The sequence below is a fragment of the Pseudobutyrivibrio sp. 49 genome (assembly GCF_900100545.1).
Classification (GTDB): domain Bacteria; phylum Bacillota; class Clostridia; order Lachnospirales; family Lachnospiraceae; genus Pseudobutyrivibrio.
This window is the reverse complement of sequence record NZ_FNDP01000009.1, coordinates 47,606-73,202: the sequence shown is the minus strand read 5'-3', so window position 1 is coordinate 73,202 and position 25,597 is coordinate 47,606. Positions and strand designations below refer to the sequence as shown.

12 protein-coding genes are annotated in these 25,597 nt (G+C 42.1%); 11 read left to right on the top strand and 1 reads right to left on the bottom strand.

All coding sequences use genetic code 11. From position 1 onward, the window contains the following. The first annotated feature begins 123 nt into the window (after positions 1-123). The 7 genes from BLP54_RS09275 (at position 124) to BLP54_RS09245 (ending at position 11,583) form a co-directional block, all read left to right on the top strand. Positions 124-1,797: an extracellular solute-binding protein gene (locus BLP54_RS09275; protein ID WP_090169048.1), complete on the top strand. Its 1,674-nt coding sequence runs from the start codon at positions 124-126 to the stop codon at positions 1,795-1,797. Between the two features lie 93 nt (positions 1,798-1,890). Then, positions 1,891-2,808: an ABC transporter permease gene (locus BLP54_RS09270; protein WP_090169047.1), complete on the top strand. Its 918-nt coding sequence runs from the start codon at positions 1,891-1,893 to the stop codon at positions 2,806-2,808. A 66-nt stretch (positions 2,809-2,874) separates the two neighbouring features. Next, positions 2,875-3,777: a carbohydrate ABC transporter permease gene (locus tag BLP54_RS09265; RefSeq protein WP_090169122.1), complete on the top strand. Its 903-nt coding sequence runs from the start codon at positions 2,875-2,877 to the stop codon at positions 3,775-3,777. A gap of 21 nt (positions 3,778-3,798) precedes the next feature. Then, entirely contained in the window at positions 3,799-4,923 is a 1,125-nt protein-coding gene (locus tag BLP54_RS09260) for a glycosyl hydrolase family 8 (RefSeq protein ID WP_090169045.1), read from the top strand. 103 nt (positions 4,924-5,026) lie between these two features. Next, positions 5,027-6,721 (top strand): phospho-sugar mutase, encoded by a 1,695-nt coding sequence (locus tag BLP54_RS09255; protein ID WP_090169043.1) that lies wholly within the window; start codon positions 5,027-5,029, stop codon positions 6,719-6,721. A 105-nt stretch (positions 6,722-6,826) separates the two neighbouring features. Beyond that, positions 6,827-9,640, top strand: a complete 2,814-nt coding sequence (locus tag BLP54_RS09250; protein WP_090169041.1) for a glycoside hydrolase family 3 protein — start codon at positions 6,827-6,829, stop codon at positions 9,638-9,640. A 176-nt stretch (positions 9,641-9,816) separates the two neighbouring features. Beyond that, a complete protein-coding gene (locus BLP54_RS09245) occupies positions 9,817-11,583 on the top strand; it encodes a methyl-accepting chemotaxis protein (RefSeq protein WP_090169039.1) in 1,767 nt (588 codons plus the stop codon). Positions 11,584-11,641: 58 nt separating this feature from the next. Here BLP54_RS09245 and guaB read toward each other — a convergent pair whose 3' ends face one another. Continuing rightward, positions 11,642-13,099 carry an IMP dehydrogenase gene (gene guaB / locus BLP54_RS09240; RefSeq protein ID WP_090169038.1) on the bottom strand — a complete coding sequence of 486 codons (1,458 nt, stop codon included), beginning with the start codon at positions 13,097-13,099 and terminating at the stop codon, positions 11,642-11,644. Positions 13,100-13,456: 357 nt separating this feature from the next. Here guaB and nifJ point away from each other — a divergent pair, with 357 nt between their 5' ends. The 4 genes from nifJ to BLP54_RS09220 all read left to right on the top strand — a co-directional run bounded on the left by nifJ (position 13,457) and on the right by BLP54_RS09220 (position 25,572). Then, the gene (nifJ, locus tag BLP54_RS09235; protein WP_090169036.1) at positions 13,457-16,990 is read left to right on the top strand and encodes a pyruvate:ferredoxin (flavodoxin) oxidoreductase; all 3,534 of its coding nucleotides are present in this window, start codon (positions 13,457-13,459) and stop codon (positions 16,988-16,990) included. 131 nt (positions 16,991-17,121) lie between these two features. Then, positions 17,122-17,574 carry a transcriptional regulator NrdR gene (gene nrdR / locus BLP54_RS09230; RefSeq protein WP_090169035.1) on the top strand — a complete coding sequence of 151 codons (453 nt, stop codon included), beginning with the start codon at positions 17,122-17,124 and terminating at the stop codon, positions 17,572-17,574. Positions 17,575-17,674: 100 nt separating this feature from the next. Continuing rightward, on the top strand, positions 17,675-17,983 hold the full coding sequence (locus tag BLP54_RS09225) for a hypothetical protein (RefSeq protein ID WP_090169033.1): 309 nt from the start codon (positions 17,675-17,677) through the stop codon (positions 17,981-17,983). Between the two features lie 242 nt (positions 17,984-18,225). Then, a complete protein-coding gene (locus tag BLP54_RS09220; protein WP_090169031.1) occupies positions 18,226-25,572 on the top strand; it encodes a family 43 glycosylhydrolase in 7,347 nt (2,448 codons plus the stop codon). The last annotated feature ends 25 nt before the right edge of the window (positions 25,573-25,597 follow it).

The window sequence follows — 25,597 nt, the reverse complement described above, 5'->3', positions numbered from 1 at the left end:
AGAAATTTTAAAATTTCTCCCCCTTTTATCTATACTTTATCAGATGTTTTGTTCACAATTCTGACATAGAATAATATCATAGCAAAGGGACAATGGTCCCGGGAAAACATAGGAGGGTTATTTATGAAAAAGAAAATTGTAAGCGCTGTGCTTTGCGCTGCAATGCTCTCAAGCATGTTCGCTGGATGCGGTAAGCAGGCAGCAAGCGGCGGAGCAGTGAACGAGGATGGTATCAAAGAATTTACAGCATTCTTTGCAGTACCTGGTTCGGAAATCAATGATGACAACGAGATCCAGCAGATCATTGCTGAGAAGACTGGTTGCAAAGTAAAGGAAACATGGCTTACAGGTCAGACAGCTGAAGAGGCAATTGGTACTCTTATCGCTGGTGGGGAATATCCTGACTTCGTAGAAGCTGGTAATGGTTCAGTTCAGATGTATGAGGCAGGCGCTCTTGTAGCACTTGATGATTATATTGATAAGTATCCAAACATCAAAGAGTACTTTACAGAGCAGGAATGGGATCAGCTTCGTCAGAGCGACGGACACATCTACTGGATTCCACAGTTCTCTAACATCTACGGTGAAGAGCGTTCTTGTACACACAACGACGAGGCATTTTGGATTCAGGCAAGAGTACTTGAGTGGGCTGGTTATCCAAAGATTGAGACAATGGATGAGTACTTCGATCTTATCGAGGCATACAACGAGGCTAACCCAACAATGGCTGATGGTACTACAGCAAATATCCCTTACACAATTCTTTGCGATGACTGGAGATACTTCTGCTTAGAGAATGCACCAGAGTTCCTTGATGGATATCCAAACGATGGTTCAGTTATCGTTGATCCAGAGAAGCTTCAGATTATCGATTACAATACAACAGATACAGCTGTTAAGTACTTCAAGAAACTTAACGAAGAGTATCACAAGGGTATCGTAGATCCTGAGTCATTTACACAGACATATGATGAGTACATCGCTAAGATTTCTTCTGGTCGTGTACTTGGTATGATTGATCAGTGGTGGGATTTCGCATACACAGGCGAGGATGCAATCAAGTCAGCAGGTCTTGATGAGCAGGGTTGCCAGTACGTTCCACTTCCAATCACAATTGAGAAGGGAATGAAGAACCAGTGGCACAACTCAGGCGGAGTTCTTAACGTAGCTTCAGGTCTTGCTATCACAACATCATGTAAGGATGTTGAGGGCGCACTTCAGTTCGTAAATGATCTTCTTGATCAGGACATCCACGATTTAAGATTCTGGGGTGTTGAAGGAACAGATTACCTCGTAGGTGATGATGGATTATACTACAGAACACCAGAGATGAGAAAGCAGGCTTCTGATACAGCTTACAAGGCTTCTCATACATGTTCTTACTCATACTTCCCACAGTATTCTGGAACAAGCCGTGATGGCAAGAATGCTATGAAGTCTGATGGACAGGAGCAGGAATTCTTCGATGGTCTTTCAGAGCCAATCAAGAAGTGCTTCGAGGCTTATGGTGCTAAGACATATGTAGAGATGCTTGGTACAACAGAGAAGCCAGGTCCATGGTATCCAATGTACACATTCTCTAGCTCAATGACAACTTCTACACCAGGTGGTACAGCTTGGGCAAAGATGGGTGAGATTAAGCACCAGTATCTTCCAAAGGTTGTTATGGCTGACAATTTCGAAGAGGGATGGGCTGAGTACATGAAGGTTTACGAAGAGTGCAAGCCTGAGGACTTCATTTCAGAGATGCAGACAGAGCTCGAGAGAAGAGTTGCAGAGGCTGCTAAGTACGAATAAAAAATTATTAAGGTAAAAAGATAAACCCTTGGCGGGCATTATCGCAATGCCCGCCATCTTTATACCTTTTTATAGTATTTTTGGGAGGTAATTATGACTAAAAAAGCTTTTAACATGGCAGATTTTAAGCGCCAGAGAATTCTTATCATCTGGGCAGCAGCGATCGTTATCTACGGTATAGTATTCCACTATGCACCACTTGTTGGATGGCTTATGGCATTCCAGAATTATAAGCCAGTAACAGGTCTTTTACATTCAGAGTTCGTTGGACTTGCAAAGTTCCAGTATTTATTTTCAGATGTAACATTCCTTAGAGTTATTCGTAACACACTTGCAATGGGCGTTATCAACTTGGCAGTTACATTCTTTATGGCAATTTTATTCGCCATCCTTTTAAATGAAATGGCATTCAAGGGTGGAAAGAAGGTGGTTCAGACAATTTCTTATCTTCCTCACTTCCTTTCATGGATTATCGTTACTGGTATCCTTCATGATGCACTTTCAGGAACAGGTATTATTAATACACTTTTACTTCATTTTGGTTTGATTGATCAGACAATCAACTTCTTTGCACATGAAAAATACTTCTGGCCAATCGTAGCCTTCGCTAATGTTTGGAAGGAGACAGGCTGGAATGCAATTATATATTTAGCAGCAATCACATCAATTGACCCATCACTTTATGAAGCAGCAGCTATTGATGGCGCAGGCAGATGGGCAAAGATTAAGCACGTAACACTTCCAGGTATCAAGCCTACAATCATGATTCTTTTACTTATGAATGTTGGTAACGTTCTTAACGCAGGTTTCGAAATTCAGTACTTACTTGGAAATGGTCTTGTACAGAACGTATCACAGACAATTGATATCTATGTATTGAAATGGGGTATCAGCCAGGGTGACTACTCAATCGGTACAGCAGCTGGTATCTTCAAGAGTGTAGTATCAATCATTCTTATTGTATTCTTCAACCATATTGCTAAGAAGCATGGTGAAGAAAGATTATTCTAGGAGGTGGACATCATGGATCAGACAATAGATTTAACAACCACATCTTCTAAGAAGAAGGAGGCAACTATGGAAAAAGCCAGAAGACATAAGAAAATTTCAGGTGCTGATTTAGCATTTAGAATTTGCAATGGCATTTTCATGATTTGTTTTGTAATTATTACACTTTATCCAGTTTTAAATACACTTGCAGTATCTTTAAATGATGGTACTGATGCACTTAGAGGCGGTATTTACCTTATGCCTCGAGTGTTTACTTGGAAAAACTATGAGACAGTATTAGCTAAGGACAACCTTATCACTGGTGCTGTTGTTACTGTAGCGAGAACAATTATTGGAACAGTTCTTGCCCTTGTTACAAATGCAATCCTTGCATTTATCGTTAGCCGTAAGAACTTTATGTTCTCAAAGCAGGTTTCACTGTTTTGGGTTATTACAATGTATGTTAATGGTGGATTGATTCCTACATTCCTCCTTTTTAAATCCCTTGGACTTACAAACAGTTTTGCAGTTTATGTAATACCTGGAATGATCTCCGCCTTTAACATGTTAGTTATCAGAACCTATATGAGGGGTATTCCTGACAGTTTGGAGGAGTCAGCACAGTTGGATGGAGCTGGTTACACAACTATTTTCCTAAAGATTATTTCTCCATTATGTAAGCCAGTTTACGCTACTGTTGCTCTCTTCGTAGCTGTAGGACAGTGGAACTCATGGTTCGATGCAATGCTCTATAACAGAATGGCCTCACAGTACACAACCTTACAGTATGAGTTAATGAAACTCCTTTCTTCAGTATCAAACCAGAGCTCATCTGCTGAGGCCATGAAGAATGCTGGTGAAGGTTCAGTAACTCCTACATCTGTAAGAGCAGCAGCAACAATTATTACAATGCTTCCAATTATTTGTATTTATCCATTCTTACAGAAGTATTTCGTAACTGGACTTACACTTGGTGGCGTAAAGGAATAAGATTTTTTAGACTAGACGATTATGACATACAGAAATTTATTTTTAGAAATAGGTAAGACCCCTGAAGAAATAGAACGCAGGGTAAATGAGACTTTTGAAGAGATATTCTATGGTGTCAACAAGTTTTATGAAACTACAGAAGATGGCACCATGGGATACCTTGTAGATACAGGAAATATTGATACTCGTACTGAAGGTATTTCATACGGTATGATGATGGCTGTTCAGATGGACAAGAAAAAGGAATTTGATCAGCTTTGGAACTGGGCAATGACAAACATGTACCTTGATGAAGGTGAAAACAAAGGTTACTTTGCCTGGTCAGTAGACCCTAGTGGTCGCAAAAATGCTTATGGACCAGCTCCAGATGGTGAGGAGTTCTTTGCAATGGCACTTATCTTTGCAAGTCACCGTTGGGGAGATGGCGAGGGCATCTATAACTATAGTTTAAAAGCTAAAGAGCTTTTAAAAGTGGTTCTTCATCATGAAGAAATGTATGGAGGCCACAATATGTGGAACGAGGATGGTCTTATTAAGTTCGTCCCAGGACTTGAGTTTACAGATCCATCTTATCATCTTCCACACTTCTATGATTTATTTGCGGAGAATTGCTTTGACGAAGACAAAGAGCTTTGGAAAAAATGCGCTAAAGCCAGCCGCGAATATCTCAAGAAAGCATGCCATCCAGTAACAGGTCTTTCCCCAGAATACAGTTATTACGATGGCAAACCTTATCCCGACCATGAACATTTCGGTGGAAGACATGACTGGTTCTATAGCGACGCTTATAGAACTATAGCAAACATCGGCCTTGACTATGAATGGGCCGATAAGGACACCGAATTTGGACAGTGGTGTAAAGCTACTGCCAACAACCTTCAGGCTTTCTTCGCAAACCTCCCAGTCGAAGACAGCAGAGGAATCTATGAGATTGATGGAACTATCTTAGAAGGCAAGGCACTTCATCCAGTAGGCTTGACTGCAACAATCGCTCAGGCGTCACTTGCAGCGGATGGAGAGTATGCTCTCAAGGCCGTAGAAGAGTTTTGGAATACACCTCTTCGTACAGGCGAGAGACGCTACTATGATAATTGCTTATATCTCTTCGCTATGTTGGCGCTTAGCGGAAATTACCGAATTTGGTAATTACTTCTTCTTCATTTCACAGACATAACAAATATTATGTGTTAAAATGCTATTGGGTTTGTTAAAACCTGATAGCATTTTTTAGATTAATGGAGGAATTCGTATGGATTACAATTCAAGATATAATGAGTGGTTGGAGAAGCTTGCAGATTCAGATCCTTTAAAGGCTGAGCTTCAGGCTATCGCTGGCGACGAGAAGGAAAAGGAAGATCGTTTCTATCAGGATCTTTCATTTGGTACAGCAGGTCTTCGCGGTAAAGTTGGCGCAGGAACCAACCGCATGAATTTCTTTACAGTTGGCAAGGCTACACAAGGTGTTGCTGATTTTATCGTGTCAAAGGGTAAGGAAGCATGCGAGAAGGGTGTAGTTATCGCCCATGATCCACGTCACTTCTCAAAGGAGTTTTCACAGCTTGCAGCTGGTATTTTTGCAGCTAACGGAATCAAGGTTTATTGTTTCCCTGATCTTCGTCCTACACCAGAGCTTGCCTTTATGATTAGAAGACTTGGAACAGTTTCAGGTATCAACATCACAGCATCACACAATCCAAAGGAATATAACGGATATAAGGCATACTGGGATGACGGCTGCCAGGTTTCATCAGAGATTGCTGATGGCATGACAGAGTGCATCAACGCTGTTGATATGTGGTCTGGTATCAAGAAGTCTGACTTTGAGCAGGGCGTTAAGGAAGGTAAGATTATCGTCCTTGGCGAGGAATATGACAGAGAGTACCTTGATAAGATTGAGTCACTTGCAATTCATGAGGGGGATGAGCTTGATCTTACAATTCCACTTGTATATACACCACTTAACGGATGTGGTTCTATCCCATTCCGTCAGATGCTTAATGATAGAGGTTTCTCTAACTGGACAATCGTTCCTGAGCAGGAGAATCCAGACCCAGATTTCAAGACTGTAGGCTATCCAAATCCAGAGGATACAAAGGCCTTCAGATTATCTGAGGAGTATGGTCGCAAGTTTGGTGCAGAGCTTCTTATGGCCACAGACCCAGATGCAGACCGTTTCGCTATTGAAATTCGCGATAGCGAGGGCAACTACGTACCTCTTAACGGAAATCAGACAGGTTACCTTCTTGTAAATTATGTTCTCGAGGGACATAAGGATGCAGGCACACTTCCAGCAAAGGGTGCTATGGTTAAGTCTATCGTTACATCTACCTTATCCACAATTATGGCTAAGGCTTACGGTGTGGAAATGTTTGAAACTCTTACTGGTTTCAAGAACATTTGTGGAAAAATCCCTTATCTTCATGATAACGGATATACATATCTCTTCGGTTATGAGGAGTCAGTTGGATATGCTATCTGCGAGGATATCCGCGATAAGGACGGTATCTCTGCAGGTATGATGGTTGCTGAGGCAGCTGCATATTATCGTAAGCAGGGCAAGACTCTTTGGGATGTTCTTCAGGAAATCTACGCTAAGTATGGTTTCTTTGCAGAGGACGAGCCAAACATCATCTTAGAGGGTATTCCAGGAGCTCAGCGTATTCAGCGTATGATGAAGTGGTTCCGTGAGAATATGCCTACAGAGGTGGCTGGTGCAAAGGTTGAGAAGGTAATTGATTATATAAATGGATATGAAGATATTCCACCTCAGAATGCTATTCGCTTATTCTTAGACAATGGTTCATGGTTTGCCATCAGACCATCTGGTACAGAGCCTAAGATTAAGTTCTATTTCTACTCAAATCAGGATTCTCGTGAGAATGCTCTGAAGGTAAATGCAGAGATTAAGGATGAGATTTTCGCTTTGATTAACTCTGTAGAATAATTAGCTAATCATAATAATGATAAAAATGGAGGGTTTTTGATATAAAAGACCCTCTTTTTTATTCTAGAATATCTTCAGCATGGAATATTTTGGAGGTTTATTTTAATGAGTTCAAAGATATTTGATACTGAAAAATTCGCCAAAGTGGCTAGGCGTGCTGTTGCAGAGGGTACAGTCCTTCTGAAGAATGATGGCGTACTTCCCCTTTCGGCTGGTTCCAATATAGCACTATTTGGCCGAAGCCAGTTCAATTATTACAAGAGTGGTACTGGTTCAGGCGGAATGGTAAATACAAAATATGTCATCGGTGTACGAGAGGCATTAGAGGTTGATGAGCGCTTCAACCTTAATGAAGACTTGAAGGCTACCTATGATGAGTGGATTAAGGATAATCCCTTTGATGCAGGCGTGGGCTGGGCTTCAGAGCCATGGTTCCAGAAGGAGATGCCAGTTTCTGCAGAGCTTGCAGCAAAGGCAGCAGAGTCTTCTGACCTTGCAATCGTTCTTATCGGACGTACTGCAGGAGAAGATCAGGATAACAGCCTCTCTCAGGGAAGTTACCTTCTTACAGATGACGAACATGAAATGCTTAAGAATGTAACAGAGGCCTTTGATAAAACTATCGTTCTTTTGAATGTTGGTAACATCATCGATATGAGCTGGATGGAAAAGTACAACCCATCAGCAGTTCTTTATATCTGGCAAGGTGGCCAGGAAGGTGGATATGGTGCTCTTGACGTAATTTCAGGAGATGTTAATCCATCAGGCCGTCTTACTGATACTATTGCTAAGAGTATTGAAGATTATCCTTCTACACCAAACTTTGGTGGCAAAGAGACTAACATCCAGCGTGAGGATATTTATGTAGGCTACAGATATTTTGAGACTTTTGCTCAGGATAAGGTACTTTATCCATTTGGATATGGATTGTCTTACACTACATTTGATATTCAGGCAGGTACTTGCCTCTATGACGGAGAGAAAGTCAAAATCAAGGCTACAGTTACAAACACAGGTGATTTGGCAGGTCAGCAGGTAGTTCAGGTGTACGTTTCAAAGGATCAGGGAGTCCTTGGCAATCCAGCTATGGAGCTTGTGGACTTTTGTAAGACTAAGGAGCTTGCTCCAGGGGAGACACAGGAGTTCGAGTTCGTAATTACGAACTATCAGCTTTCAAGCTTTGATGACAGTGGAGTTACCAGCCATAAGAATGCATATGTTATGCAGGCAGGTGTCTACGAGTTTTACGTAGGTGAGAATGTCCGTACTAATGTTGAAGCAGGAACAGTTAAGCTTGAAGATTTAAAGGTAATTGAGCAGCTTTCTGAGGCTATGGCACCAGTAGTTAAATATACAAGAATTAAGCCTGTTAAGCTTGCTGATGGAAGCTTCAAGACATTTTACGAGGATGTTCCTACAGCAACAGTAGACTCTGAAAAATTCAGAAAAGAAACTCTTCCTACCGAGATGAAGGCTAAGGAAGGAAAGACATTCAAGCTTGTTGATGTATTAGATAAGAAGTGTACCATGAACGATTTTGTGGCACAGCTTTCTGATGAGGATCTTTGCTGCATAGTTCGTGGTGAGGGTATGAGCTCACCTAAGGTTACACCGGGATGTGGTGGAGCTTATGGTGGTGTGACAGATTCACTTTTAGAGAAGGGTATTCCAGTGGCATGCTGTTCAGATGGCCCTTCAGGAATTCGTATGGATTCAGGAAAGAGAGCCTTTGCTATGCCAAACGGTACATGCCTTGCCTGTGCATGGAATCTTGAGCTTGTAGAAGAACTTTATAACTGGGAAGGTCTTGAGCTTAGAAAGAATAAAATCGACTGCTTACTTGGACCAGGTATGAATATTCACAGACACCCTCTTAATGGACGTAACTTCGAATATTTCAGTGAGGACCCATTCGTTACAGGAAAGAACGCAGCTGCCATGCTTAAGGGTATGCACAAATACGGTGTTACCGGTACCATCAAGCACTTCTGCATGAATACACAAGAGACTGGCAGACATACAGTAGAACATGTTGCATCACAGCGCGCTATCCGCGAGATTTACCTTAAGGGTTATGAGATGGCTGTCAGAGAGGCAGGCGCTCACGCTGTAATGACTACTTACGGCTCAGTCAACGGATATTACACATCATCAAGCTATGATTTGGTTACAAGAATCCTTCGTGAGGAGTGGGGCTTTGATGGAATCGTCATGACTGACTGGTGGGCAAAGGGCGGCAAATCATATCATGGAAATAATTCTGATATGGCAGCTATCGTTCGTGCTCAGAATGATTTATATATGGTTACAAGCAGCGCTGAGGATAACACTAATAAGGATAATACTGCAGAAGCCATTGCTGATGGCAGCCTTTCAAGAGCTGAGCTTCAGCGATGTGCAGCTAATATCTGTAAATGGATTATGGAAAAGCCTGTTATGAATCGTTATCTTGAGAGAGATAATGACCTTGACGTTCAGCTTGCTTCAGAGGCAGATGATGACGAGCTTGATTTCGATAAGATGATTGATCTTAGAATTGATGAAAGCGGTGTGGCTGAAATCAATCCAGAGGAAATAGTAACTGCAAGAAACACTACTAACATGGTTACTGTTTCCTTTAAGGAGCGAGGTGACTATAAGCTTTCCCTTACTGTTCGCGCTGCTGAGAACCTCAGTGATTTGGCACAGATTCCACTTAGCATCTATAAAGACAAAGAGCTTGTGAAGATGGTGACTCTTACTGGAGCAGATAAGGAGTGGCAGACCATTGAGGTGCCATTCGTTGGATGCGCTATGACCTTCTTTTTGAAACTTCACTTTGCTCAGGATGGAATGGAAATAAATGATATTCACTTTGAACTTGTTAAGTCAAGAGAAGAGGAGTTCCGTCTTATGTTCGCACGTATGGGCGAAGAGTAACAGGTGTCAATTAAGCTATGTAATATTTATAGTGTTGCAAAATATAATTGCTCACAATATATTCGCAATTTGTTAAAAAATCTCCCACACATTGGGAGATTTTTTTTGCTAAAATCATGCTAGCTTACTTTAGGCATGGGAGAATAAACAAGCTGTTTTTTTAAGGAGTGTTTAGCATGAAAAGTAGCATGAAAGCAAAGATTATGGCCAGCATTGTTCTTCTTGATTTGGTAATGGTGTTTGGTATAGCCTTTATAGGCTTCAATTTCAGGTCAGCTGTTACCACTGCCAACATGATGTCCCAGACATATTTGTTGGTAGAGCGAGACTTTGGTAATGCCAATACTAACTTACAAAATCTGGTTAAGAGAATTTTCATTCTTGAGACCATGAATTATATGTACCAGGACAACTGGACTGATACTGCCACAAGAGACACAATCATCGGTGTAGGCGAAGGAGAATATCAGCTTGTTGCAGAGGCTGTTGCTGATTTGAAGACTCATGTGGATGCTATAAATGACCCTGAGTTTACAGAGCAGTATCAGACAATGAGTAATGCAGCCAATAGCTTTCTTGCTGAATATAAAAAGATGGAAGCAAGCTTTTATGAAGGCAAATTTAGCGATGCTATGACCACTTATTTTGCCGGAGCACATGAATATGTGACAGTGTACGAGGAAAATGTAGGACTCATGCGTGAAAAGCTGGAGCTTCTTGTGCAGGAAAATGAGGAAGCCCTCATAAAATATGAAACAAGAGTACAGCAGTCTATAGTCTTTGGTATTATAATGCAGATTGTTGCCACCACATTTGCTGTAATCATAGTAAGAAGATCAGTCAATCCACTTATAAGCTCAGCTAAGGAGCTTGATAGTATGATTGCTGAAATGAATGCAGGAAATGCAAATCTTGCCCATAGAATCAATAATAAATCAAAGGATGAGGTTGGTGTTCTTGTATCAGGTATCAACAACTTCTTAGAAACCTTAGAGAAGATTATCTTCACTATAAAGGATGAGTCGGGAAATATTTACACTTCTGTTGAAAATACTGTTGGTATAGTAAATGCTTCCAAGGATGATGTAAGTAACGTATCCGCAGTTATGGAAGAGCTTTCAGCCAGCATGGAAACAGCAAACAATACACTCCTTTCACTTAACGATGAAGCAGGTGATGTAAATTCTGCGGTAGGTAATGTATCTAACCAGGTTAATGAGGGAACAAGCCGAGTATCAGAAATCAAAGAGCATGCAACAGTTATTCGAGAGAAGACAGTTAAGATGAAGGCGTCCACAAATGAAATGGTTTCTTCTATTAAAGATACACTTGAGAATTCTATTGCAGAAAGTAAGAATGTTGAACAGATTCAGACCCTTACTGAGGACATCCTTTCAATTGCAGCACAGACAAACCTTCTTGCTCTTAATGCTTCCATCGAGGCAGCCCGTGCAGGTGAAGCTGGTAAGGGCTTCGCAGTAGTTGCTGACGAAATCAGACAGCTTGCTGAACACAGTAAAGAGACAGCTAATTCTATTCAGGAAATCAGTAATCAGGTTATCTCAGCCGTTGAGGCTCTTGCAGATAATTCAAACGAGATGCTAACATATGTAAGTGAGACAGTACTTGCTGATTACGATGGCTTCGAGGATGTTGCGAAGCAGTACTATCAGGATGCTGAAGATATCAACGCAGTTCTTGATAGCGTAAATGACAACACAGTAGTACTGAATTCTACAATCAGTGAAATGACATCAGAGATTGACCATATTTCAAAGGTAATTAATGACTGTACTCGGGGTGTTTCAGAGGCCACAGAAAGCACCTCAGGAATCCTTGAGTCAATCACCACCATCCACGACGACTCCGAGACCAACCGAGACATTTCTCAGCGTCTTCAGGAAGAGGTATCACGCTTCACAAGCGTTGCGGATGAAGAATAAATCGATAATACTTAAAAGGTCCAGCTGCTATGGCTGGACCTTTTAATAATTTCTATTATTAACCTTCTACAGAGTAGTTAGGAGCTTCCTTTGTGATGTGGATGTCATGTGGATGTGACTCCTTAAGTGAAGCAGCGGAAATCTTTACGAACTTGCCGCGCTCCTGAAGCTCAGGGATAGTAGGGCAACCGCAGTAACCCATACCTGAACGGATACCACCGATGAGCTGGAAGATAACGTCCTCAAGGCTTCCCTTATAAGCAACACGTCCTTCAACGCCCTCTGGAACGAGCTTCTTAGCACCTTCCTGGAAGTAACGGTCCTTAGAACCATTCTCCATAGCTGCAAGAGATCCCATACCACGGTATACCTTATATTTACGACCCTGGAAAAGCTCGAATGAACCAGGAGCTTCGTCGCAACCTGCAAACATTGAACCCATCATACATACTGAACCACCAGCAGCAAGGGCCTTTGTCATATCACCAGAGTACTTGATACCACCATCAGCGATGATTGGAACACCGTATTCCTTAGCAACAGCGTAGCAATCCATGATAGCTGAAATCTGTGGAACACCGATACCTGCAACAACACGTGTTGTACAGATAGAACCAGGTCCGATACCAACCTTAACTGCGTCAGCGCCAGCTTCGATAAGAGCCTTTGTAGCCTCGCCTGTAGCGATGTTACCAGCAACTACCTGAAGGTCTGGATAAGCAGCCTTAACCTTCTTAACAGCCTCGATGATGTTCTTTGAGTGACCGTGAGCTGAATCCATAACGATAACGTCAACCTGAGCATCAACAAGAGCCTGAACACGCTCCATCATGTTTCCTGTAATACCAACACCAGCACCGCAGAGAAGACGCCCCTGGTCATCCTTTGCAGCGTTAGGGTACTTAATCTGCTTTTCAATATCTTTAATTGTAATGAGTCCCTTGAGCTTGAAGTTGTCATCTACAATAGGAAGTTTCTCTTTACGAGACTTGCCAAGGATTTCCTTTGCTTCTTCGAGGGAAATACCTTCCTTTGCTGTAACAAGACCTTCAGAAGTCATTGACTCGCTGATTTTCTTTGTGAAATCTGTTTCGAATTTGAGGTCACGATTAGTGATGATACCGATAAGTGTGCCGTCTTCCTTTGTGATAGGTACACCAGAAATTCTGAACTTGCCCATAAGCTCATTAGCTTCTGCAAGTGTGTTGTCAGGTCCTAAGAAGAATGGGTCAGTAATAACACCGTTCTCAGAACGCTTTACTTTATCAACCTCTTCTGCCTGCTGCTCGATAGACATGTTCTTGTGGATGATACCAATACCACCCTGACGAGCCATAGCGATAGCCATGCGTGACTCTGTAACAGTGTCCATAGCGGCACTCATCATAGGAATATTTAACTTAATTTTCTTTGTAAGATTTGTGTGAAGATCAATAAGATTTGGGGTAACTTCCGAATACTGTGGAACCAGTAAGACGTCGTCGAAAGTAATACCATCACCGATAATCGATGCCATAGGGGGGAACCTCTCTTTCTTTAACTACGAATTAAATTTTTATAGATTATAGGTTACAAAACTGACAGTGTCAATGAGAGATTTTGATTTATTTTGCGTTTTTTTGAAAGCACAATAAACAGTTAATGAAAATAATTGACACATAATTGATAAACCAAAGATATTTAACAATTTTGTACCCCAAAATAAACAGAAAATCGATTTTGTCTTATTGAATAATTTTATCAATAGTTCTATCATATAATCACGACATTATGGGGATGAGCGCCGGTTTGTTTTTGTCAATCATTCGTTGCAGAAATTTAGTTCGTCCCAGTAACTATAAAAATGTCTCTATATAATAAGGAGGAATTAGAAATGCCAAGAGCAAAACAGTCTATGGATGGTAACCAGGCTGCAGCACACGTTGCTTATGCGTTTACAGATGTTGCTGCTATTTACCCTATCACACCATCCAGCCCAATGGCCGATTTCGTTGACCAGTGGTCAGCAGCAGGCCTTGAGAATATTTTTGGAAATCAGGTAAAGGTTGTAGAGATGGAGTCTGAGGCAGGTGCTGCAGGTGCCGTTCACGGTTCACTTGGTGCAGGTGCACTCACAACTACATTCACAGCTTCACAGGGTCTTCTTCTTATGATCCCTAATATGTACAAGATCGCTGCTGAGCAGCTTCCTTGTGTATTCGATGTATCAGCTCGTACAGTTGCTACACAGTCACTTAACATCTTTGGTGATCACTCAGATGTTTACGCTTGTCGTCAGACAGGTTTCGCTATGTTATGCGAGACAAATCCACAGGAAGTTATGGATCTTGCTCCAGTAGCTCACCTTGCAGCTATCGAGGGTAAGGTACCTGTACTTAACTTCTTCGATGGTTTCCGTACATCACACGAAATCCAGAAGATCGAGAAGTGGGATTATGCAGATCTTAAAGAGATGGTTAACATGGATGCTATCAACGAGTTCCGTGCTCGTGCACTTAATCCAGAGCATCCTACAATGCGTGGTTCTCATGAGAACGGTGATGTTTTCTTCCAGCACAGAGAAGCATGCAATACATACTATGATAACTTCCCAGCAGTTGTTCAGAAGTACATGGACAAGGTAAATGCTAAGCTTGGTACAGATTACAAGCTTTTCAACTACTATGGTGCTGCTGATGCTGATAGAATCATCATCGCTATGGGTTCTATCAACGACGTTGCAGAAGAGGTTATTGATTACCTCAACGCACACGGCGAGAAGGTTGGTGTACTTAAGGTACGTCTTTACAGACCTTGGTCTTCAGAGGCATTCCTTGCTGCACTTCCTAAGACAGTTAAGAAGATTGCTATCCTTGATAGAACAAAGGAGCCAGGTGCTCTTGCAGATCCTCTTTACCTTGATGTTGCTACAACACTTCGTGAGGCAGGTCTCAATGACATCACTATCTGCGGTGGTAGATATGGTCTTGGTTCTAAGGATACTCCTCCTTCATCAGTATTCGCTGTATACAAGGAACTTGAGAAGGATGCTCCTAAGGCTAGATTCACAATCGGTATCGTTGATGATGTTACTAACCTTTCACTTCCAGAGGTTAAGCCAGCTCCTATCACTTCAGCTCCTGGTACTAAGGAGTGCAAGTTCTGGGGTCTCGGCGGTGATGGTACTGTAGGTGCTAACAAGAACTCTACAAAGATCATCGGTGACCACACAGATAAGTTTATCCAGGCATACTTCCAGTATGATTCAAAGAAGACTGGTGGTGTTACTATTTCTCACCTTAGATTTGGTGACAACCCAATCAAGTCTCCATACTATATCAATCAGGCTGACTTCGTTGCTTGCCACAACCCAGCTTACGTTACACAGGGCATGAAGATGGTTCAGGACGTTAAGCCAGGCGGAGTATTCATGATCAACTGCCAGTGGTCAGACGAAGAGCTCGAGCAGAAGCTCAACGCTGAGGCAAAGAAGTACATCGCTGATAACAACATCCAGCTCTACACAATCAATGCTATCGATAAGGCTATCGAGATTGGTATGGGTAAGAGAACAAACACAATCCTTCAGTCAGCATTCTTCAAGCTCGCTGATGTAATGCCTATCGATGAGGCTGTTGATTACATGAAGCAGGCTGCTAAGAAGTCATACGGTAAGAAGGGTGACGATGTTGTAAACATGAACTACAACGCTATCGACGCTGGTGTTGACGCTGTACACAAGGTTAACGTTCCAGATTCATGGAAGAACCCAGCAGCTGATCCTGCTAAGCCAGCACTTGAGGGTCGTCCAGAGGTTGTTAAGATGGTTAAGGATCTCCTTGAGCCTATCTCTAAGATGGATGGAGATTCACTTCCAGTATCTGCATTCTCAGGAAATCCAAACGGACAGTTCGAGCTTGGTGCTGCTGCTTACGAGAAGCGTGGTACAGCTGTAACAGTTCCTACATGGGATCCAGAGAAGTGTATCCAGTGTAACCAGTGTGCATTCGTATGTTCACACGCTACAATCCGTCCTTACATGCTTTCAGAGGATGAGGTTAAGGCAGCTCCAGCAAACATTAAGCTTGCTGATACAAAGCCAAAGGCTTCAGAGTACAAGTACACAATGTCAGTATCTCCACTTGATTGTATGGGATGCGGCGAGTGTACAACAGTTTGTCCAGTTGGTGCTATCACAATGGTTCCACAGGCAGACGAGGCAGACGAGCAGCCAGTATTCAACTACTTAGTTGCTAACGTTGGACGTAAGGAAGCAGCAGGTTCTGACCTTACAGTTAAGGGTTCTCAGTTCAATCAGCCACTCCTTGAGTTCTCAGGATCATGTGCAGGTTGTGCAGAGACTTCATACGCAAGACTTATTACACAGCTCTTCGGTGAGCATATGTATATTTCAAACGCTACAGGATGTTCTTCAATTTGGGGTGGTCCTGCAGCTACATCACCATTCACAGTTAACAAGGATTCTAAGAAGGGTCCAGCATGGTGTAACTCACTCTTCGAGGATAACGCACAGCACGGTTTAGGTATGGAAGTTGGACAGAAGTACCTCCGCGAGCGCGCTATCGAGTCTGCTAAGAAGGCAGCTGAGGCTGGTTCTGCAGAGCTTAAGGCAGCATTTGCTAAGTTCGAGGAGACAATGAACTCTACACGTGAGAACGGTGCAGCAACAGACGTACTTGTAGCTGAGCTTACAAAGAACGGTTCTGAGGACGCTAAGGCAGCACTTGCTCTTAAGGATTACCTCGCTAAGAAGTCTGTATGGATCTTCGGTGGTGACGGTTGGGCATACGATATCGGATTCGGCGGTCTTGATCACGTACTTGCTTCTGGTGAGAACGTTAACGTTATGGTATTCGATACAGAGATGTACTCTAACACTGGTGGACAGGCTTCTAAGGCTTCTAACATCGGTGAGGTTTGCCAGTTCGCTGCTTCAGGTAAGGAGATGTCTAAGAAGTCTCTTTCTGAGATCGCTATGTCATACGGTTATGTATATGTAGCTCAGATCGCACTTGGTGCAAACATGGCACAGGCTGTTAAGGTTCTTGCTGAGGCAGAAGCTTACAACGGACCTTCACTTATCATCGGATACGCTCCATGTGAGCTTCACGGTGTTAAGGGTGGTATGAACCACTGCCAGGATGAGATGAAGAAGGCTGTAGAGGCTGGTTACTGGAACCTCTTCTCATTCAACCCAGACCTTAAGAAGGAAGGAAAGAATCCATTCACTCTTACTTCTAAGGAAGGTGACTACAGCAAGTATCAGGACTTCCTCAAGAACGAGACACGTTATGCTCGTCTTACAAAGGCATTCCCAGAGCGTGCTGATAGACTCTTCGCTCTCAACGAGGAGACAGCTAAGGAGCGTTACGCTCACCTTAAGAAGTTAGTAGATCTTTATTCATAAGATTTAGATAGCTTAAATCAAAGCCCCATGCTTTAAAGCATGGGGCTTTTTCTGTTGCGTTCTTGTGGTCACTTTGCTAAAATATTACTAGATATTGTGGTACGAAAATTTCAATATTTGGAGGAAAAGCAATGAAGTGCCCATTTTGCGGAAGCCAAGACACTAGCGTTATTGATTCGAGACCTGCAGATGACAATACAAGTATTAGACGTCGTCGTTCTTGCCCAGAGTGTGGAAAGAGATTCACTACATATGAAAAGGTAGAGACTATTCCACTTATTGTTATCAAGAAGGATAACAATAGAGAGCCATACGACAGAGCAAAGGTCGAGAAAGGCGTTCTTATTGCATGTAGAAAGCGTCCAGTTTCTGCAACACAGATTTCTAAGGTGGTAGACGAAATCGAGACAGAGATTTTCTCTCTTGAGGAAAAGGAGATTCCTAGTACACGCATCGGTGAAATCGTTATGGAGCATCTTGAGAATGTGGATCCAGTTGCATACGTTAGATTTGCATCGGTATACCGCGAGTTCAAGGATGTTAATACCTTCATGGATGAGTTAAAGCGCGTATTAGATAAATAATGCACCAAGCGGCCCCCTTTGGGGAAGAGTGCAAAAGGGAGTTAAGTATTAATCCTTGTGTCCGATATATAGGGTACAAAGATAAATACGGAGATGTTATATGAATATTTCGGGAATTCGCCCATCAGATGGGTTTTATGAAAAGAATATAAATAAGGTTGTATCAGGAATGATTTCTTCAGCTGCTGATAGCAAAGTTGAAGAAGGAATTCAGGTGGCTGGCAATGACAGAGACATAGCTGCTTCTCTTTCAATTAGTGAGGCAGGTAAGGTTGCAGCAAAGAATATCGCTAAGGCAGTTGGCGATATGGAAAAGGATACAGCAATCCATCGTTATCAGTATTTGGTAAAGACCAATACAGAGGTTGCGAAGGCTGATGACAAGGGATTAGAAAACTTCACATTATAATCTGGATTCATCAGACTCAGGCTAAAACAAAAGCCTGAGTCTTTTTTTGCGCATTTTTTAGTCGTTTTTAATCTGCTGAAAAGTCAAGTGGGAAAAATTTTAGATATATGTGAAGAAACTGTGAAAGAAATTCTATTTACTTAATCTAGGTTTGTCTTTACCATTTTCTATGAGAATAAATAAGGGGATGAGATTTACACCCAACTCATCCCTAAAAAATATGAAGAGAATGGAGGACATGTATGAAAGGGGTTAAGAGCAAAGTTATGTCTGTTGCTCTTTGCTCGGCTATGGCCATTACAACTATTGGTAGTGATATAGGCATGGTTGTAAATGCAGAGGAAACTGTAGCCGAGACTCGTGACGAAACCGATGAATTAGTTGAGGAGAAGGTGGAAGCTGATTCAAAGGTTGAAGATGAAGTAGACGAGACAGAAGTGACGGAAGAGACAGATGTAGTAGAGACAGATGTAGCAGAGGTCGAGGAGACTGAAGAATCTGAAACTGAATCTGAGGAAGTGTCAGATGAAAAAGAGCTGAAGAAGCAGGAAGACTCTGAAGAAGATAAGGATGATGAAATCAAGCTTATTGCATCCTTTGATTTCGACAATGAAGAGTCAGGCTTTGAGGGAGCGGGAGCAAAGGCAGTAAACCACGGTGTAAAGGTGGCAGATACTGAGCTTGTTAAGAATGCAGCATACTTCAATGGGGAGAATGCTTATCTTGAAGTAGAGAAAAGCAATGGCGACAGCCTGTTAACCGGGGAAAATGAAATTACAATTTCTTACCTAAGACAGGCAGATAAAAGTGGAAAAAGTTGGACATTCTTTGCGGCTCCAAATAAAAATAGCCAGGTGTACAGAAGTGAAAAGTATCTTGGAGTCCTTGATGTAGGCAACAATATTACTGTTGAAAGATACAATTCAAATAACAATGATCGCCCAGGTCAGCTTTCTGTAAATGGAATTAAGAAAGAATGGGATCATATTGTTGTGGTTCTTGGAAAGGACTATACAGCAGTATATGAAAACGGAAAACTAAAAGAAGCAAAGCATGATTACAGCTTCGACACAGATATGTCAAAAATGCTGAAGGATAACAGTATACTCCAGATTGGTAAAGCTAATTGGGATGGTGGTGAATACTTCGGCGGTTATATCGATGACTATCGTATTTACGAAGGTGCAATGAATGCCTCAGAGGTTGCTGATTTATTCTCACAGTTTGAGGAGAAGATTGCAGAAAAGCCTGAGGAGCCAGAGGTAGTAGAGGATGAGCTTCAGGCAGATTATGATGCTCTTGAGATTTTCCAGGCTGATGATGTAAGAGGAAACATCACTCTTCCTTCAGAAGGAAAATATGGTTCAAAGATTACATGGAAGTCGAGTGACACAGATGTAATCACAGATAAGGCTACAAAGAATGATGATTACGCATCTACACCAGCAGGCGTAGTTACAAGACAGTCTGAGGATACAAAGGTAATTCTTACAGCTACTGTATCCAAGGATGGTGAAGAGAAGGAAAAGGAATTTGAGGTTACTGTTAAGGCTAAGAAGAAGCAGGAAAAGACTACAGATTACCTTTTTGCATACTTCACAGGAAATACAGTAAAAGGCGAGAATATTTTCTTCGCTGTTTCTAATGATGGTCTTAATTACAGCGAGCTAAACGATGGCAAGGATGTACTTACATCTACAAAGGGCGAGAAGGGGTTAAGAGACCCATTTGTTATGAGAAGCCATGAGGGTGATAAGTTCTACCTTATTGCAACAGACCTTAGTATTGGACGCAACGGTGACTGGACAAGAGCTCAGAAGTCTGGAAGCCAGGCAATCATGGTATGGGAGTCTAAGGATCTTATCCACTGGGGCAATCAGCGAATGGTTACTCTTACAGATACCATTGAGGCAGGCTGTACATGGGCACCAGAGGCATATTATGATGAGATTACTGGAGAGTATGTAGTTTTCTGGGCATCTAAGACTACAGCAGATAACTACGGACTTCAGAGAATCTACTATAGCAAGACGAGAGATTTCAACACCTTTACTGAGCCAAAGGTTTGGATTGATAGAAAGACAGTATCCACAATCGATACAACTATAGTAAGTGGAAATGATGGATATCTTTACAGAATCTCTAAGAACGAGGGAGGCGGAACTCTTCCAGATGGAACAAAGCTGACAGCTTCAACCGTATATATGGAGCGTTCTAAGAGTATCTTCGGTGAGTGGGAGAAGGTTGATTCGCCATCTCTTGAGGGCATTCAGGGTGTTGAAGGACCTACAGCTTTCAAGTTTAATAAGGATGATGTAGAGGAAGATACATGGTGTGTTCTTCTCGATCACTTTGGAGGAAGTGGATACAAGCCAGTTATAACAACTGATATTGCAAAGGGTAAGTTCAAGACTCCAGAGGAATATGCTCTTCCATCTGCTCCAAGACACGGAACAGTGCTCAACATTACCTCAGAAGAGTACGATGCTTTGGTAAAGGAATATGGCATCAAGGAGCCAGAGAAGGACCCACTTGATATGGAAAATATTCCAGATGATGTTTTATACTTCATCGATTCAGGTGCAAACTCAAGCACTAAGTTCAACAAAATAAGCGATAAGTTTGGTGTTCTCAATGAGACTCCAGATGCTATCTATGGAGAGGATAGCTCTTGGGGAATCGTAAATGAGGATGAAGCAAATTGTGGAAAATATACATCTTCCAGTGATGATGTATTCTCAGATGGCTGGTGGGCTAGAGGCGACAAAAACTGCGAATATATCGTCCCTCTTTCAGAAGGTGAGTACGTAGCTACTGGTATCTTCAATGAATGGTGGAGCGTAACAAGACCTATGAACTTCTATGTTACATACAAGGATGACAAGGGCAAGGAAGTTAAGTCTGATGTGACAACAGTTAAGCTTTCAGGTTCTGAGCCACGCATCATTGATAAGGTAGAATTCAAGGTGGAGAATGTAGCTAAGACTACTGAGGTTCACTTTGTTGTTACTCCTGAAAAATCAGGAGATCCAGATCCAGTTATTTCAGGCCTTATGATTTCTGGTACAGCTCAGAAAGCTGAAGTGGTAGAAGAAAAGGCTTTTGATACTGAAATCAAGCTTAACCCATCACAATCAACACGTTTCAACGATACAGATGAAGACGGATTTGGTGAGTTCCAGGGCTGGGGTACATCCCTTTGTTGGTGGGCAAACAGAATAGGCTACAATAGCAAGCTTACAAAAAAGGCTGCAGAGGCAATCTTTGGAGATAAAGGACTTCGCCTTAACATTGGACGCTATAATGTTGGTGGTGGTGATGACCCAATCCATAATCATATTATTCGTTCAGATTCTGGTGTGCCTGGTTACTGTGTAGATGTAACGAAGATGGATTTGAGTAAGCATAAGCTCAGCTACTATCAGGAGAAATTTGATAGAGCTGATAGGACTAGCGGATATGCTTGGAACTATGACTGGAGCGCTGACAACAATCAGGTTAACGTTCTTGTTGCAGCCGCAAAGGCTTCAGGAGATGATTTCATCGCCGAAGCATTTTCAAACTCGCCACCTTATTTCATGACAGAGAGCGGATGTTCATCAGGAAATAAGAACGCTAATGATGACAATCTTCGAGAAGATTGTGTCACAGCATTTGCTTGTTACATGGCAGATGTTATCGAGCATCTTGATAAGGCAGACAATGGAGTAAGCTTCCAGAGTGCAACTCCAATGAATGAGCCTTATACAAATTACTGGCAGGCAAATTCAAACAAGCAGGAGGGTTGCCACTTCGATATAGGAGAGTCTCAGTCACGTGTACTTGTTGCACTTAATAAAGAGCTTGAGAAGAAGGGACTTAATATTATCATTTCAGCATCTGACGAGACTTCTATCGACACAGCAATTGATTCTTATAACGCACTTTCTGACGAGGCAAAGGATGTTGTTACAAGAATTGACACACATACATACAGCGGTTCAAAGAGAAGCGCACTTGCTAAAACTGCAGTAAACGGTGGCGAGAATCTCTGGATGTCAGAGGTTGACGGTTCATTTACTGGCGGTCAGGATGCTGGTGAGATGTCAGCAGCTATCGGTATGGGTGCCAGAATTGCCACAGATATTAAGGGATTAGATTGCACAGCGTGGATAATGTGGAACGCAATCGATATGCATGTGGATAGCTCAGATTATGGTAAATCATGGGTTAAGAAGGGATCAGAAAATGATTACCTTACAGTAGCTGCCATGGAAAAGGCATGGGCTTCAAGGACTGACAAGGGATACTGGGGCGTTGCAGCAGCTGACCATGATAACAGCGAGCTTATCCTTTCTAAGAAGTACTATGGATTTGGTCAGTATACACGCTATATCCGACCAGGCATGACAATTATTGGAGCAAATAGCAGCACACTTGCGGCTTATGATCCAAAGAATGATCAGGTAGTTGTAGTAGCAATCAACTCAGCTAAGAAGGACAAGGTGGCAAAGATTGATCTTTCTGGATTTGATGAGATTACAGGAAAGACAAAGATTACAGCTATCAGAACAAGCGGAAGCTTGGAGGATGGTGAAAACTGGGCAGATGTAACAGACTCAGATGAGATTTCACTTAGCAAGGCAGAGTCAGCAGCTTTCGCTAACTTACTTGGCAATTCAATTACTACATATATTATTGATGGAATTCACTACTCAGGCAGTGGCAACGGACAGCAGACAGCAGAGAAGAAGACACGTACAGGTGCTGAGCTTGCAAAGCTTGAGGAAATCAAAATTGAGCGCTCTATGGTTTCAGGTTCTAAGCCATGGGCTGACAGCGCTGATGTAGATAAGGCAATCGACAGCAATCTTCATACATACTTTGATGGATTAGAGTCTGGATACCTTCTTGTGGACCTTGGCAAGGAAGAGGAAATCGCAGCATTCTCATTTGCTCCTAGAAAGGGTTACACAGACAGAATGCTTGGTGGCTGCTTCTATGGCTCAAAGGATGGCGAGAAGTACACATTACTTCATGAGATTTCATCTACAGAGGCACCAACAGCAGAGGTACTTACAAATGTATTTGCTGAGGAGTTCCAGTCTAAATCAAATACATTCAGATACATCAAGTATGAGCCAGCTGACGGAGCTTGTGCAAACATTGCAGAAATCAAGCTTTACAGAGAGCTTACAGGTGATAACAAGACAACATACTCTACAATCTCTGGTACAAACGGTGATGTAAGATATGATAACAATGGTCAGGTTATTCAGGCACACGGTGGACAGATTCAGCAGCTTACAATTGACGGTGTAAAGAAGTACTACTGGATTGGTGAGGACAAGACTAGTGATTATATGCCATGTCCTGGTGTTCACATGTACTCATCAACAGACCTTTACAATTGGAAGGATGAGGGACTTGTACTTCGCACAATGACTTCGGAAGAAGATTTCGATAAGGATTACTTCAAGTCACTTTACGGTGGTCGTGAAGATGGAAAGCTTTCAAAGGAACAGAAGGCAATTTATACAGATCTTTGGGCTGGTACAGCAGAGGGCGGAAGCGTAATCGAGCGTCCTAAGTTCCTTTACAATGAGAAGACAGGCAAATATGTGATGTTCTTCCATGCAGACGGACAGAGCCCATATGCTTCAGGTTCATCTTCAAACTATGCAAAGGCAAAGCTTGGTATAGCAGTGTCTGATACAGTAAACGGACCATACAAGCTTCTCGGTACATACCTTCTTCATCAGGATACCGGTTATGACTATGGCTGGGACAATGAAAATGGTCATGTAAGAGACATGAATGTATTTAAGGATGATGACGGTACAGCTTACGTTATCTATTCATCTGATGGAAATGCAAATATGTATATTGCCAAGCTGAACGATGAGTACACAGGTCTCGAAGGAGATGAGTACACTGTAAACTTCGTTGGAGCAAGCCGTGAGGCACCAGCAGTATTTAAGCGTGATGGAAAGTATTACATGATTACATCAGGCTGCACAGGTTGGGCACCAAACGCTGCACAGTATGCAGTGGCAGATTCTATGCTTGGTGAGTGGTCAGTAAAGGGAAATCCTTGTACAGACGAGGGTGCATCTACAACCTACGATACACAAAGCACATGTGTGGTAGATTTAGGAAAGGGCAGATATATGTACATGGGAGATCGTTGGTCAAATCCTGACAAGGGATACCTCCTTCGTGATTCTAGATATGTATGGCTCCCAATCGAATTTACATCAGATGGCGGAATCAGAATCTTTAGATACAATGACTGGGATTTATCAATTTTTGATTCATTAAAGTCATACGATATAGTTACATCACTTCCTACAGTTGTGGCAAGTGTAAAGGAATTAAAGGAAAATCTTCCAACTGATATCGAAATTAAATATCAGGGGGAGGAAGAGACAATTAAGATTCCAGTTGTTTGGGATTCAATTGAGGCTGACGATAATGCAATCGGTGAAATGGAAGTTTCCGGTCTCATGGAAAATGGACGTACAATCAAATTTACAGCAAATGTTGTAAATGACAAGCTAATCTATTTCTTCGATTGTGCCTCTACAAATGCAGACGGACAGAAGATTGATAACAGCTTCTTCAATAAAGTTCAGAATATGCAGGGTAAGGTACTTCGCAATGACGAGACAGACCAGGCATATACTTCAGAGAATCACGCTGGATACACAGGAAACTTTACAGACGATCTTGGCGTGAAGTATTCAAGTGACGATATCTGGGGACATGGCTTCTGGGCTCGTTCAAACAAAAATATTGATTACAGCTTTGATCTTGAGGCTGGTAAATATGCTGTAGATCTTGGTGTTTCAGAGTGGTGGAATACAACTCGTCCACTTAGAATTACAGTAACAGATGGTGATAAGGAGATTGCAGTTAAGGACTTCACACTTAAATATAGTGATGTTGAAAATCAGCAGACCGTACTCTTCGAGCTAGAAAAGAAGGCAACAGTAACAGTATCACTTTCTAAGACAGGAAGCGCTGATGGTGTATTAAGCTGGATTGCTCTTATCAAGACTGATTTAGTAAAGGCTGAGCCAACACCAGAGCCAACTCCAACTCCTACACCAGCACCACAGCCATCAACTAGTGGAAGTACGGGTGGTTCTTCATCCAGCGCATCATCAGGTAGCAGCTCATCTTCATCAGGAAGTAGCACTAGCACAGCATCATCTACAACTACAACAGTATCAACAAATACTGAGGCTGTAACAGTTCCTGAGACTCAGGTGCCACTTGCTGGAGATACAAATAAGCCTAAGACAAATGGTTCTACTAAAAAGCAGACTAAGACAGAAGAGACTGCTGAGGAAGAAGTAGCTGAGGAAGAGGAAGTAACTGAAGAGACTTCTACAGAAGCTTCTGAAGAGAGCTCAGAGGTAGAGGAAACAACTCCTGAGACATCAGAGGAAACAAAGGAAATTTCTGAGGAGGAAGCTCCTAAGTCAGTATTAGATAAGAGAGATACTTCTTTTGCTCAGAAGGTTGCAGCAGTCATAGTAGTACTTGGCGCAATAGCAGTAATCGCTTATACAACACTCTTAAGAAAAAGAAATTTGAAAAAATAAGACAGTGATATAGGCAATAATTATA

What these genes read in the sequence shown, in the direction of transcription:
- BLP54_RS09225 (WP_090169033.1), top strand. Translation starts at nt 17,675, where the DNA reads ATGAATATTTCGGGAATTCGCCCATCAGATGGGTTTTATGAAAAGAAT.
- BLP54_RS09275 (WP_090169048.1), top strand. Translation starts at nt 124, where the DNA reads ATGAAAAAGAAAATTGTAAGCGCTGTGCTTTGCGCTGCAATGCTCTCA.
- BLP54_RS09245 (WP_090169039.1), top strand. Translation starts at nt 9,817, where the DNA reads ATGAAAAGTAGCATGAAAGCAAAGATTATGGCCAGCATTGTTCTTCTT.
- guaB (WP_090169038.1), bottom strand. Translation starts at nt 13,099, where the DNA reads ATGGCATCGATTATCGGTGATGGTATTACTTTCGACGACGTCTTACTG.
- nifJ (WP_090169036.1), top strand. Translation starts at nt 13,457, where the DNA reads ATGCCAAGAGCAAAACAGTCTATGGATGGTAACCAGGCTGCAGCACAC.
- BLP54_RS09220 (WP_090169031.1), top strand. Translation starts at nt 18,226, where the DNA reads ATGAAAGGGGTTAAGAGCAAAGTTATGTCTGTTGCTCTTTGCTCGGCT.
- BLP54_RS09255 (WP_090169043.1), top strand. Translation starts at nt 5,027, where the DNA reads ATGGATTACAATTCAAGATATAATGAGTGGTTGGAGAAGCTTGCAGAT.
- BLP54_RS09265 (WP_090169122.1), top strand. Translation starts at nt 2,875, where the DNA reads ATGGAAAAAGCCAGAAGACATAAGAAAATTTCAGGTGCTGATTTAGCA.
- BLP54_RS09250 (WP_090169041.1), top strand. Translation starts at nt 6,827, where the DNA reads ATGAGTTCAAAGATATTTGATACTGAAAAATTCGCCAAAGTGGCTAGG.
- BLP54_RS09270 (WP_090169047.1), top strand. Translation starts at nt 1,891, where the DNA reads ATGACTAAAAAAGCTTTTAACATGGCAGATTTTAAGCGCCAGAGAATT.
- BLP54_RS09260 (WP_090169045.1), top strand. Translation starts at nt 3,799, where the DNA reads ATGACATACAGAAATTTATTTTTAGAAATAGGTAAGACCCCTGAAGAA.
- nrdR (WP_090169035.1), top strand. Translation starts at nt 17,122, where the DNA reads ATGAAGTGCCCATTTTGCGGAAGCCAAGACACTAGCGTTATTGATTCG.